Genomic DNA, 12863 nt, shown 5'->3' with positions numbered 1-12863 from the left:
GGGACGGATTCTGAAAACGATATCCCTTTCTGGCGTCAGCGTCCTGGCCGTGCTGGTCCGTGCCGGCGATGCCCTGGCCGCATCCGAGGTCTCCTCCGTCGAACCTGCCCACATGGTCTGGCTCGCCGCGCTCGGCGGCGTCTTCGCCTTTGCCATCACCGCCTCCCTCGCCTATGTCCGCAACCGTCGCATCTCGGCCGAACGCATCGAGGCCATGTCGGCGGAAACCCGCGACCTTCGCCTCTATGTCGACCGCCTCGAATCCATGCTCAACACGGATGAGCAGCGGATCATCGCCTGGACCGATGCCGGTGACGCGCAAGGCTCCCGGGTCGGCGCCCGCCCGGGCGCGCGCGTCGGTGTCTGGGGCGTGATCCCGGAAAGCTCCGGCGTTCCGCGCGCGCCGGCCCAGCTTCTGGCCTTCGGCAGCTGGCTCGAGCCGAAGTCGGCCGAACGGCTGGAAGACCATCTCCTGCGCCTGCGCGCCAGCGGCGAAGCCTTCAGCCTGACCCTGGAGACCCGGCAGCAGACCTTCGTCGAGGCCGTCGGACGCACCGCCGGTGCATCGGCCGTCCTGCGGCTGAGCGACCTCACAGGCGACCGTCAGCAGCAGGCCGAACTCGGGGCCCGCAACACCCGCCTCGCCGGTGAACTTGCCACGCTGCGCGCGCTGCTGGACGCCATGCCGGCACCTGCCTGGCAAAGCGACGGCGATGGTCATCTCACCTGGGCCAATGCCGCCTATGCCCATGCCGTCGATGCGACCGATCCGGCAAGCGCCGTGCGCGGCAACATCGACTTCCTCGACGCGGCCGCCCGCGAGGCCATCCGTCGCGACCGTCAGCCCGACGGCACCTTCGCCGCCCGGATGCCGATCGTTGCTGCCGGCGAACGCCGCATCTTTGAGGTGACCGATGCCCGCAGCCTCCATGGCAGCGCCGCGCTCGCCATCGACGTCACCGAGCTGGACCGCATCCGCAAGGAGCTGCGCCGGACCGAGGAGTTCCACGGCCGCACCCTTGACCAGCTGGCAACGGCCGTCGCGATCTATGGCGCCGACCGCAAGCTGCAGTTCTACAACGCCGCCTTCCGCGCCCTGTGGGATCTCGACCCGGCCTTCCTCGACGGCAATCCGGAAGACGGGACGGTTCTCGACACGCTGCGTGCCGGCCGCAAGCTCCCGGAGCAGGCCGACTACCGCGGCTGGCGCACCAAGATGCTGGAAAGCTACCAGTCGCTGGCCGCGCGCGAGTTCTGGTGGCACCTGCCGGACGGGCGGACGCTGCGCGTCATCGCGAACCCGCATCCGCAGGGCGGCGTCACCTACATCTACGAGAACGTCACCGAGCGGCTCGATCTCGAAAGCCGCTACAACGCGCTGATCCGGGTGCAGGGCGAAACCCTCGACAACCTCTCCGAGGCCGTGGCGGTGTTCGGCTCCGATGGTCGTCTGCGGCTCTGGAACCCGGCCTTTGGCCGCATCTGGGGTCTGGCGGATGCCCAGCTCGATGCCCTGCCGCATGTCAACGATGTGGTCGAGACCTGCGCCGCGACCGAAGACGAGGCCGACGCCTGGCGCCAGCTTGCCGGTTCGGTCACGGGCCTGATGGACAGCCGGACGCATCTGGCCGGCCGCATGGAGCGGCGGGACGGCATGGTGCTCGACTATGCGACCGTGCCGCTGCCGGATGGCGGCACGCTGGTCACCTTCGTTAACGTTACCGACAGCGTCAATGTCGAGCGCGCGCTGGTGGAAAAGAACGAGGCGCTGCAGCAGGCGGACGAGCTGAAGAACGCCTTCATCCAGCACGTGTCCTACGAGCTCCGGTCGCCGCTGACCAACATCATCGGCTTTGCCCAGCTGCTGTCGGATCCGAAGTTCGGCGAGCTGTCCGACAAGCAGTCGGAGTATGCCGACTACATCCTGTCGTCGTCCTCGGCGCTGCTGGCCATCATCAACGACATTCTCGACCTCGCCACGATCGACGCCGGCATCATGGAACTGGATCTCAGCGAGGTCGACGTGGCCCATACCGTGTCGGCGGCAGTAGAAGGCCTGAAGGACCGCCTGGCCGAGGCCAACATCACGCTGCGCACCCATGTGCCGGGCGACATCGGCACCATGCTCGCCGATGAACGCCGCCTGCGTCAGGTGCTCTTCAACCTCATCGCCAACGCGGTGCGCTACTCCGATGACGGCGGCGTGGTCGACGTAACCTGCGGTCGACGCGAGGGCAACATCGTCTTCACGGTGAAGGATCGTGGCTGCGGCATCCCGCAGGACATGATAGAGGCGGTGTTCAACCGTTTCGTCGGCCATGATTCCGGAGCGCGCCGCCGTGGTGCCGGTCTCGGCCTCTCGATCGTGAAGAGCTTCGTCGAGCTGCACGGGGGAGAGGTGGAGATCGAATCGCGCGAGGGCGCCGGGACCACGGTCACCTGCACCTTCCCGGCCCGGCCGGAAGCGAGCGGCCGCGTCGCCGCCGAATAAGGACGTCCATGGCGCCTGCCTCCGCCACCTTTCTCCTGTCCCTCGATCTTGCCGATGAAGCCGCGACCCTGCGCCTGGCGGATGACCTTGCCGCCCTCCTGTCTGCCGGCGACCTGATCACGCTCTCCGGTGATCTCGGGGCCGGCAAGTCGACCTTTGCCCGGGCGCTGCTCCGGGCCTTTGCCGCCGATCCTGCGCTCGAGGTTCCAAGCCCGACCTTCACGCTGGTCCAGACCTATGACCTGCCGCGCCTGACCGTCTCCCATCTCGATCTCTACCGTCTGGACGAGCCGGAGGAGGTGCTGGAACTGGGGCTCGACGATCTTGTGGCGACAGGTGCCGCGCTGGTCGAATGGCCGGAGAAGGCAGCCGGGCTGCTGCCGCGCGGTGCGCTCAGCCTGCGCTTCGAGCCGGGGCAGACGGACGACGGCCGGCGCGTCATCTTCTCCGTTGCCGATCCCGCGCACGCCGGGCGCTGGGGGGAACGGCTGGAGCGCACCATTGCGATCCGCGCGCTGATGGCCCGCGCCGGCTTCGGCTTCGCCGCGCGGCGCTACCTGATCGGCGACGCAGCGGCGCGCACCTACGAGCGCCTGCATTTCGACGACCGGACGGCGATCGTCATGAATGCACCGCCGCTCTACACGCTGGCCGGGCCGGGCGAGACGCCGAGCTACGGCGAGATCGTGCATCGTGCACGTACGGTGACGCCGTTCCTGGCGCTGACCGAGGAGCTGCGCCGGCGTGGCTATGCGGCACCGCAGATCCACGCCGCCGATGAGGCGCGCTGCCTCATCGTGCTGGAAGACCTCGGCTCCGACACCCTGGTGCGAGACCGCGCGCCGATCCAGGAGCGCTACGAGGCGGCTGCGCTGCTGCTGGCCGACATGCATGCGACGGCGCCCTGGTCCGAGACGCTGCCCTTGCCCGATGGCGGCAGCTACACGATCCCGGCCTATTCCCGTCGCGCCCTCTTGACCGAAGCGGACCTGTTCCTCGACTGGTACGTGCCGTGGCGCGCCGGCGTGCCCGTGTCGCCCGATTTCGTGTCCGCCGATCTGCGGGCGGAGTATCACGCGCTCTGGAACCGGGCGCTGGACGACATTGCCCATGCGGAGACCGGCTGGGTGCTGCGCGACTATCATTCGCCCAACATCATCTGGCGCGAGCACCGCAGCGGGTTCGACCGGCTCGGCCTGATCGATTACCAGGACTGCGTGCTGGGCCCGCTGGCCTATGACGTGTCCTCGCTGGCGCTGGATGCCCGTGTCGACATGAGCGTCGCGCTGGAGCGGCATCTGGTCGAGGTCTATGTGGCCGCGCGGCGGGCGGTGACGCCGGACTTCGATGCCGACGCCTTCCATGCGGCCTATGCGGTGACGGCCGCGCAGCGGGTCGCCAAGATCCTCGGCCTGTTCATCCGCCTCAATCTGCGGGAAGGCAAGCCGGGCTACATGGCGCATCTGCCGCGCATGGCGGGCTATCTCGACCGTGCGCTGGCCCATCCGGTTCTCGACGGCCTGCGGACCTGGTTTCACCGACGCATCGGCACCTGACCGGCGTCAGGGCAAACAGGAAGGGCGCGCCCTGCCGACCGGCGGGACGCGCCCTTTTTCATGAAGGTCCGGACATGGCCACGGCAGAAGCCCGGGGCCCGGGGCCCGGTCAGGCCGTGGTGTCGACACCCGCTTCCGGAGCCGGCGCTTCCTTCGGGCCGCCCTTGGCGACGCCGACGAGGGCCGGGCGCAGCACGCGGTCGGCGATGGCATAGCCCGCCTGCACGACCTGGACGACGGTGTTGTTCGGCACGTTCGGGTTCGGCACCTCGAACATGGCCTGATGGAAGTTCGGGTCGAACTTCTGGCCCATGGGATCGAGCTTCTTGACCCCGTGCTTGTCGAGCTGGTTCAGGAGCTCGCGTTCGGTCATCTCGACTCCTTCGATCAGGGCCGTCAGTCCGGCGTCGGCGCTCTCGCGTGCATCTGCCGGCAGGGCCTCGAGCGCCCGGCGCAGGTTGTCCGACACGGTCAGCATGTCGCGGGCGAAGCCGGCGACCGCATACTGGCGGACATCCTTGATTTCCTTTTCCGTGCGGCGGCGCAGATTTTCCATCTCCGCCATCACGCGCAGGGCCCGGTCCTTCAGCTCGGCATTTTCCGCCTTGAGCACCTCGACGGGATCAAGGGCAGCGTCGGCGCCGGCGCCGGCTTCGGCCGCCGTGGCAGCGGTATCCGCCTCGGGAGTGTTGGTCTCGTCGGTCATTTGTCAAACATCCCTGGTTGGGGCAGTTCCTGGGTTGGGCGTTCCCTCGCCTGCACCGCCTGCCTGTCAGCCGGCGGGTCCGGGGCGGGGAACACAAGCAAAGGCCGGTTCGCCGCGAGCCTGCCGGGCATGGGGCCAGCTGTCGCAGCGTGACCCACTCGGCTTGCCCGGGGCTGGAACCGGCCCTGGCCTGTCTTTACCCTGCCGGACCGCGCCTGCCAATCCGCAGATGCGGTGCGGCGGCACCGGTGGCCGAGGCCTCCGGTCTCAGAGGGCGTTCCTGATCCAGTCGGCGATCTTGCCCTTCGGGGCGGCGCCCACCTGGGTGGCCATCGGCTCGCCGTTCTTGAACAGGATCAGCATCGGGATGGAGCGGACGCCATACTTCATGGCCATCGCCTGGTTCTCGTCGATGTTGATCTTGGCGATCTTGACCTTGCCGGCCATCTCCTCGGAGATTTCCTCGAGCGCCGGAGCGATCATCTTGCACGGACCGCACCATTCGGCCCAGAAGTCGACCACGACCGGTTCGGAGGAATTGAGGACGTCGGCGTCGAAGCTGGCGTCGGTCACTTTGCTGGTAGCCATGACTGTCACTTTCGCAGGCGGGCGGGCGCAAACCCGGCCCGTTGTTTCGTTGAACGGAACGTAGGGACCGGGGCAACATCCGTCAAGTCAACGAGGCCGTACTCCTCAGCTGCAGCAGGATTGCATCCAGCGCCGGGCTCTCGACCGGCATCAGCCGCGGCACCGACGTCCACAGCAGTGCCGCCTCCACCGCCCGGCCGGGGTAGATCTGCTGCAGCAGCGCCCGGTAGACGGCAAGCTGGGCAAGATAGTCGGGCGGAATGCCTGCGGCATCCTCCGGCACGTGCCGGTTGGTCTTGTAGTCGAGGATCAGCACGCGCTCCGCAGTCACCACCAGCCGGTCGATCTGGCCGGTGACCTGCACGGTGATGCCGTCCGCCGCGACGAGCTGTCCGGTGATCGGCACTTCGGCGAGGCCCCCTGCCGCAAAAATCGCGGCGAACGCAGGATCCCCGACGATGCGCAGCACCTCGGCGGTCAGCTCGTCGGCCCGGTTGGCAAAACGGGGGGCCAGGCCGGAGGCGATGAGACGCCGGGCCGCCGGGCCGCGCTCCTCGGCCGGCAGATCCGGCAGGGTTTCCAGCAGACGGTGCAGCAGACGGCCACGCTCCAGCGGCCAGGCCTCCGGCTGGCGCCGCGCCTCCAGCACCGACAGGCCGGGCGTCGCCTCGATGCCTTCCTTCATCTCCATGGCCTCGAAGACGCGGGAGGGCTGCAGGCGCGGCATCCGCTTCGGCGTCTCGACCGGCCGCAGGAGCCAGTCGGGCAGCGGCGCGGGAGCGGGGGCGGCGGCAACCGCCGTCGCATGCGACCGGGCGACGGGCCCAGCGTCGGCTCCCGTGCCGGGCTGGCGCCAGTCCCAGGCAATGACCTGACCGTCCGGGCCCTTGCGCTCGACCGCCTCCGGCTTCAGCGCGCTGGCGATCAGCTGATACCAGCAGCCATCCTTGGGCCCCTTCTTCGGGGCCCAGCCGCAGACGATCAGCCGGTCCTCGGCCCGCGTCATGGCGACATACAGCAGCCGCCGGTATTCCTCTTCCGTTGCCCGACGGGCGTTGGCAATCGCGTCGTCCTGCCAGGCCATCCGCTCGTCCTTCGGCGGCAGCCAGACAAGGGCGGGTGGTGTCAGCGCGTCGCTGCCGCGCGCAAAGGGCAGGAAACTCGGGTCATGGGTGGCGCTGGCCGGCGCGCTGCCCGGATCGACCAGAATGACAATCGGCGCTTCCAGCCCCTTCGACCCGTGCACGGTCATGATGCGGACAAGACCGCTGGCGTTGGTCAGCTCGCGCTTGATCTCGGTCGGCGCGGCGGCAAGCCAGGCGAGGAAGCCTTCCAGCCCCGGAATGCCGGTCTGCTCGTAGCCCATGGCAAGCGCCAGGAACTCGTCCAGCACGTCATCCACCTCCGCCCCCATGCGGGCGCGGAAGGCCCGGCGGCCGCCATCGACGGACAGGAGGCGGGCGTAGAACTCGAAGGGCGGCATGAAGTCCGCCCGCGCGCGCCAGGTCTCGAGCTGCCGGCGCACCGTCTCCCAGGCCGCATCCTGATCGGCGCGCTTCAGGAGCGCCTGCCAGAGGGTCCCTGCACGCAGGCGCTCCGGGGTCTCGCGGGCGAGCGTCAGCAGGGCGTCGTCGTCCAGGCCGAACAGCGGGCTCTTCAGCACGGCGGCCAGCGACAGGTCGTCCTCGGGCAGCAGGATGAAGCGGCCGAGCGCGACCAGGTCCATGACGGCGATGTGTTCGGTCAGCACCAGCCGGTCGCTGCCGGCGGCCGGCACGCCGAGCCGCTTCATTTCCCGGTTGAGCGCCTCGACGAAGGGACCACGCTTGCGCACCAGCACCATGACGTCGCCCGGTCCGGCGGTGCCGTCGTCCATCCACTGGCGCAGCGTCTCCGCGATGCGGCGGGCAACGCGCAGCATCGGCGAGCCGGCGCCGAGATGGTCGACCGGAAGCGTCCAGTCGTCCGGCTCCTCGGTGTCCTGCTCCTCCTCCAGCGGCCAGATCTCGATGAGCCCCGGATCGCGGCGGATCGCCTCGTGCACGGGGGCCTTCAGGTCCTGCGACAGGCCGGCATGGGCCTCCGGCGCCGCGAACACCTTGTCGACGGCGCGAAGGACATCCGGCGTGGAGCGGAAGGAGAGCTGCAGCTCCACGGGGTGGAACGGCTGCTGCGCCTGGGCGGCCCGCTGGTCGAAATAGCGCCGCATCTCGTCGAAATAGGCCGGTACCGCGCCCTGGAACGAGTAGATCGACTGTTTCTCGTCGCCCACGGCAAAGATGGTGCGCGGCCCGCGCCTGGCGCCGACGCCGGCAAAGAACTCCTCGGCCAGTGCCGTCACCACCTGCCACTGGCGCGGGCTGGTGTCCTGCGCCTCGTCGACGAGGATGTGGTCGAGCCCCTGGTCCAGCTTGTACTGCACCCACTGGGCCGCATCGGAGTTGGAGAGGAGATTGGCGGTGCGCACCACCAGATCCTCGAAGTCGAGCAGTCCGCGCCGCGCCTTGCCCGCCTCGTAGTCGGCAATGACGCCATCGGCAAGCCGCAGGATGGCAGCGGTCACCTCGAAGGCCCTGAGCGCGCGGCGCCGGTCGAGGAGGGCCATCAGCCGTTCCTGTTCGGCCTGCATCTGCTCCACCACGTCCGGGAACCGGTCGGCCACCTTCTTGGTGGCGAGGCTCTTCGTCGGGGTCAGTTTCTGGGTGAAGAACACGGAGAGCCAGGCGGCCTCGAAGCTCGCCTGTCCCGGGCTGCCCGGCTTCAGCGTCGCAGCGGCGGCCACCAGCTTGTCGGCGGCCTTGATGTCGTTGGCCGAGCCGTAGCGCAGGGCCTCGGCCACGGCGAGCGGATCGCGGATGAGCCGGGCGTTGCGCATCTCGTCGGCAATCGCCGCTTCGCTCTCTCCAGCCGGGATGGCGAAACTCTGGCGCAGCTCGGCCAGCGCCAGTTCCAGGTCGCCCGCGTCGACCAGCCAGCGTGCCAGCGCGTCGCGCCGGGCAATCGCATCGGCCATCAGCTCCTCGACGGTGCTGTCGCCCATCTGGGTGATCAGCAGGCTGAGCGACTGGCCGAGGGCGCTGTCTGGCGCGGTTTCGGCTGCATGCAGGACGCGCGCGCGCGCCTCCGCCATCAGTTCGGCGGCGAGCCGGTCGTCCAGCACCGAGAAATGCCCGGCGACATTGGCCTCCAGCGGAAACTGGTGCAGCAAGGCCTCGCAGAAGGCATGGATGGTCTGGATCTTCAGGCCGCCCGGGGTCTCCAGCGCCTTGGCGAAGAGCCGGCGGGCCGTGGCGAGCCGCGCGGCCGAGGGGGCCGTGCCGTCGATGTCGGTGAGCGCTGCCGAAAGGGCGGCATCGTCAAGTCCGACCCACTCGCCCAGCAGACGGAACACGCGGGTCGCCATTTCGGCCGCGGCCGCCTTGGTGAAGGTGAGGCAGAGGATGCGCGAGGGATCGGTGCCGTCGAGCAGCAGCCGCACGACGCGGCGGGACAGGACGAAGGTCTTGCCGGAACCGGCGTTGGCGCTCACCCAGGCGGAGGCACCGGGGCGCGAGGCGAGGTCCTGGCGCTGGCGGGTGGCGAGCGGGATCTGCGGCTTGCTCATTCGCCCTCTCCTCCGCCGATCGCCCATTCCTTGACGCGGGCCAGATGGTCGTAAGGCCCGTTCATGTCGCGCTCCTTTTCGACGCGCGCGCGGGACAGATAGCCCTTCGCCTCGTCCTGATAGGCGGCGATGAGCTCTTCCAGCCGCTGCCACGAAGCTTCCGCCAGTTCGCCGACGCTCATGTCCTTTGGCGTGCGGCCCTGTTCGCTCAGGGCCTCCCGCGCGCCTTTCAGCTGCAGGTAGAGCAGCTCGGACACGGGCCGGTCGGAGGGAATGCCGGCAAAGCCGCCGCGGGTAATCATCGCCACTTCCAGCGGCAACTGCGGCGACAGGAGCGCATCCACCTGCTTCTGGCTCGGCGCCTGGCCGGTCTTGTAGTCGATGACCGACAGGGTGCCGTCGGTCAGGAGATCGATGCGGTCGGCGCGGCCCGTCAGCCGGAATTCGGCCCCCGGCAGCACCAGCTCCGCGCCGCCGCCGATCTCGACGAAGCGGTTGGAGACACGGGGGGCGCGCGACCGCTCCCAGGTGACGAAGCCTTCGGCAATGCGCAGGAAGCGCGGCCACCACAGCGCCCGCACGGCCGGGAAAGCATCCAGCGGCGCAAACACCTCCTCGCCGATCTCCGTCAGGCGGGCGACGGCGGTGTGATCGAAGGGGCCATCCCAGTCGGCGAGAAAACGCGCCAGTGCGTCGTGGATGATCGTGCCCTTGTCCGCCGCCCCCGGCGCGCCGCCAACCGGATCGACGGGCTCGAGACCGAGTACGCGGCGGGCGAAGATGGCGTAAGGATCGCGCACCAGCCGCTCGATCTCGGTCACCGACAGCTGGCGCGGCCGGGCGGCCAGCGGCGGCTTCGGCTCCGGCCGGGCGGCGGGGGTCACCGGACCATCCGGGCGGTCGAGACGGGTGGTGAGGTCCAGCCAGCGGCGGCCACGGGCGGCCATCTCCGCTTCGGCCTGCGGTCCGGCGAGGGTCAAGAGCCTTTGCAGCCAGCGCGAGGTCACCGTCGGCGCGCCATCGGCACGGGCCGCGCGGGACAGGATCACGCGCCGCGCGCCCATCCCTTGCACGAAATCATGCGCGCCGGCGCCGATGCGGCGTTCCGGCGGTTCCAGCCCGAGGTCGCGCTTCATCGGCCGGTTGAGCCAGGGATCGTTGCGGGTGCGCTGCGGCCAGACGCCTTCGTTGAGGCCGCCGAGAATGACCAGATCCGGCCGCTGCAGACGCGCTTCCATCGGTCCCAGGATCTGGATGCGCGGATCGCCGGGCAGCCGGCGGCGCACGGCGGTGCCCGCGATCAGCGCCGAGAACACCGAGGGCCACTCGCGCGCCGGCACGGCAAGCCCGGCGCGGCCCGCTTCCATCAGGCCGGCGAGGGCGAGGGCCAGCGCATCGCCGGTCTCGCCGCGATAGAGTTCCGCCTCGCTGCCCGTCTCGTCGCCGGCGATGGCCTTCAGCACCTCGGCATGGGCGCTGGCCAGCTCGACAACGGGCACGGGCCCGTCTTGCTCGGCCAGGCGTTCCAGCGGCGCCAGGGCCGCGCGCAGGCGGGAAACGAGATCCTCGACGGCGGTCCAGTCCGCCTCGACCAGCTTCTTCCAGCGCGGCACATGCGCGCCCTCGGACGCCAGACGCGCGGCGGCGATGGCCTCGACCAGACCGCCGGAGCCCAGGCGCGGCAAGGGGCCGCGCAGGACGCCGCGTTCCAGCGACCGGGCCGCGGCGCGGATTTCCTTCGCCGGCAAACCCAGCCGGGCGAGCGGGTGTTTCAGGAGCGCGAGCAGGTCCAGCGGCACGCAGCCCTCCAGCGCCAGCCGCGCGGCGAGCATGGCCAGCACGGCTGGCGGCGTCTGGTCGAGCGGCCGTCCGGCGCTGTCGTCGACGGTGATCGACCAGCGGCCCAGCTCCTCGGCGACACGGCGGGCCAGCAGGCGGTCGGGCGAGACGAGGGCAGCCGTCTCGCCGCGTTCCAGCGCCTCGCGCAGGGCAATGGCGACGGCCAGCGCCTCCTCGGCCTCGTTGCGGGCGGTCAGCAGCTCCACCCCGGCGAGTGCCTCGGCCCGCTCGCCGGGCGAGACGCGGGCGAGGTAGCCGGTCCAGCGGTCGGTGGTGGCCGCCGGGCGCAGGGCCTCGCTGACGAGGCGCGCGCGGGCGACAAGCCGGGGGCTTTCCGGCGGGCAGAGCGCCAGCACGTCGCGGCGCAGCACCTTCAGCCGGTCGAGCAGCAGCTTCAGGCCATATTGCGGATGACCGCTGACGCTGCCCTCGGTGAAGGCGGGGGCGGGATGTTTCGCGCTGAGGCGGGGCTGTGGCGCCTCGCCGAGCGCCTCCCACGAGGCGTCATCCATGTCGAGATCGAGCCCCGGCAGGACGATGGCCCCGCGCGGCAGGTCGGCGACGGCGGCGAGCAGCTCGGCCGTGGCCGGAACCGATCCGGTGGAGCCGGCGACGATGACCGGGCCCTGCGGCGGCGACTGGCGCAACCGCGCGGCCTCGCGGCGGATCAGGGCGGAGCGGCGCGCCTTCGGGTCCATCGCGCCGCATTCCTCGAGATAGGCCGGCCAGGCCTTGCGCACGATGTCGAGGAATTCCAGCGTCACCTGCCAGTAGCGGGCATGGTCATCCGGCACCAGGCGGGACAGGTCGGACCAGTCCGCTTCCTCCGTCTCCAGCTCGTCCATCAGCGTGATGAGATCGCCCGCCAGCCAGGCGGCATCGGCGGCGGAGGCCGGCAGGCCAAGCGGTTCGTCGGCGGAAAGCCGCAGCACCTCGCGCCGCAGGGCTGCCTTCCAGCTCATCACCAGCCGGGTCATGGCAAGACGGCGTTCCAGCAGTGGCAGCTCCGGCGGCAGCGCCTCGCCGTCGGCCACCGCCTCCAGCACCTGGGCTTCCTCGTCGACATCACCGAGCGGGCGAATGCGCGGCAGGAGCACCGGACGGCCGCCGAAGATCTCCTGCACGAGCGCCGGCAGATTGCGCGCCGCGCGCCGGGTCGGCAGGTAGAGCGTGACGGTGGACAGGAGCAGCGGATCGTCCAGCGGCCGGAAGCCTTCGATCAGCCGGCCTTCGGCCAGCGCCGCGATCAGCTCGCGGGAGAAATCCGCGGAGGCCGGAATGGTGAAGATCCGCCGCGCCGCCGGCATCAGTCGGCGCTTTCGCGGACGGCGGCCTCGGCGGCGGCAATGTCCTTCGGCGTGCCGACGTGCAGCCAGATGCCTTCCATCAGGACGCCATGCAGGCGGCCTTCGGCAATGGCCCGGTCAAACAGCACGTTGAGCGAGAACTTGCCCCCCGGCGCGCCGTCGAACAGGCGCGGCGAGAAGATCGCAGCCCCGGCATAGGCAAAGGGCGTGACATGGCGCTCCGGGCGACGTGTCAGGCGGCCTTCCGTGTCCATGAGGAAGTCGCCGCGTCCCTCGTAGCCCACCGCATGGATGAGGTCGGAAATGAGCAGCAGGCCATCCATGCGCTCAGGGTCGAAGGCGTCGATCATGTGCTCGAGATTGGGCTTCACGCCCTCGATCCAGTAGGCCGTGTCGGCATTGAGCAGGAAGAAGGGATCGGTGCCGAGCGCGGGCAGGGCCTTGACCACGCCGCCGCCGGTTTCCAGCACGGCGTCGCGCTCGTCGGAGATGATGATCTCCATGTCCTTGCGCCGCCGGGCGTGCACCTCGACGAGGTCGGCAAGGTAATGCACGTTGACGACGCAGCGCTTCACGCCCGCAGCCGCCAGCTTGTCCATGCCGTGATCCATCAGCGCCTTGCCGTTGACCTCGATCAGCGGCTTCGGCGTCGTCGCCGTGATCGGTCGCATGCGCTTGCCGAGACCGGCGGCGAGGATCATGGCGGTGTGGGGACGGAACGGGCGGGCAGACATGACAGGGACCTGGCTAGGATGCGAACGTCGGTTCGCCA

At 70.0% G+C, this 12863-nt stretch carries 7 protein-coding genes; 2 read left to right on the top strand and 5 right to left on the bottom strand.

The window, feature by feature from the left end:
- The first annotated feature begins 112 nt into the window (after positions 1–112).
- Positions 113–2491: a sensor histidine kinase gene (locus GWI72_RS14515; protein ID WP_244314360.1), complete on the top strand. Its 2379-nt coding sequence runs from the start codon at positions 113–115 to the stop codon at positions 2489–2491.
- Between the two features lie 8 nt (positions 2492–2499).
- A complete protein-coding gene (gene tsaE / locus GWI72_RS14510) occupies positions 2500–4047 on the top strand; it encodes a tRNA (adenosine(37)-N6)-threonylcarbamoyltransferase complex ATPase subunit type 1 TsaE (RefSeq protein ID WP_161709029.1) in 1548 nt (515 codons plus the stop codon).
- A 109-nt stretch (positions 4048–4156) separates the two neighbouring features.
- On the opposite strand, the gene grpE is transcribed toward tsaE, so the two are convergent.
- The 5 genes from grpE to GWI72_RS14485 all read right to left on the bottom strand — a co-directional run bounded on the left by grpE (position 4157) and on the right by GWI72_RS14485 (position 12825).
- On the bottom strand, positions 4157–4753 hold the full coding sequence (gene grpE, locus GWI72_RS14505; RefSeq protein ID WP_161676906.1) for a nucleotide exchange factor GrpE: 597 nt from the start codon (positions 4751–4753) through the stop codon (positions 4157–4159).
- 267 nt (positions 4754–5020) lie between these two features.
- Complete coding sequence (gene trxA, locus GWI72_RS14500; RefSeq protein WP_161676905.1) at positions 5021–5341, bottom strand: thioredoxin; 321 nt, start codon at positions 5339–5341, stop codon at positions 5021–5023.
- Between the two features lie 82 nt (positions 5342–5423).
- Positions 5424–8945: a double-strand break repair helicase AddA gene (gene addA, locus GWI72_RS14495; RefSeq protein ID WP_161709028.1), complete on the bottom strand. Its 3522-nt coding sequence runs from the start codon at positions 8943–8945 to the stop codon at positions 5424–5426.
- Positions 8942–12091: a double-strand break repair protein AddB gene (addB, locus tag GWI72_RS14490; RefSeq protein ID WP_161709027.1), complete on the bottom strand. Its 3150-nt coding sequence runs from the start codon at positions 12089–12091 to the stop codon at positions 8942–8944. Before addB ends, addA begins: the two co-directional genes overlap by 4 nt.
- Complete coding sequence (locus GWI72_RS14485) at positions 12091–12825, bottom strand: nucleotidyltransferase family protein (RefSeq protein ID WP_179956081.1); 735 nt, start codon at positions 12823–12825, stop codon at positions 12091–12093. Before GWI72_RS14485 ends, addB begins: the two co-directional genes overlap by 1 nt.
- Positions 12826–12863: the final 38 nt, after the last annotated feature.

It is taken from the genome of Pannonibacter sp. XCT-53, from assembly GCF_009915765.1.
Lineage (GTDB): Bacteria > Pseudomonadota > Alphaproteobacteria > Rhizobiales > Stappiaceae > Pannonibacter > Pannonibacter tanglangensis.
Note: the sequence above shows the minus strand (reverse complement) of the source record. Positions and strands in the feature narration are given on the sequence as shown.

What these genes read in the sequence shown, in the direction of transcription:
- GWI72_RS14515 (WP_244314360.1), top strand. Translation starts at nt 113, where the DNA reads ATGGTCTGGCTCGCCGCGCTCGGCGGCGTCTTCGCCTTTGCCATCACC.
- tsaE (WP_161709029.1), top strand. Translation starts at nt 2,500, where the DNA reads ATGGCGCCTGCCTCCGCCACCTTTCTCCTGTCCCTCGATCTTGCCGAT.
- grpE (WP_161676906.1), bottom strand. Translation starts at nt 4,753, where the DNA reads ATGACCGACGAGACCAACACTCCCGAGGCGGATACCGCTGCCACGGCG.
- trxA (WP_161676905.1), bottom strand. Translation starts at nt 5,341, where the DNA reads ATGGCTACCAGCAAAGTGACCGACGCCAGCTTCGACGCCGACGTCCTC.
- addA (WP_161709028.1), bottom strand. Translation starts at nt 8,945, where the DNA reads ATGAGCAAGCCGCAGATCCCGCTCGCCACCCGCCAGCGCCAGGACCTC.
- addB (WP_161709027.1), bottom strand. Translation starts at nt 12,091, where the DNA reads ATGCCGGCGGCGCGGCGGATCTTCACCATTCCGGCCTCCGCGGATTTC.
- GWI72_RS14485 (WP_179956081.1), bottom strand. Translation starts at nt 12,825, where the DNA reads ATGTCTGCCCGCCCGTTCCGTCCCCACACCGCCATGATCCTCGCCGCC.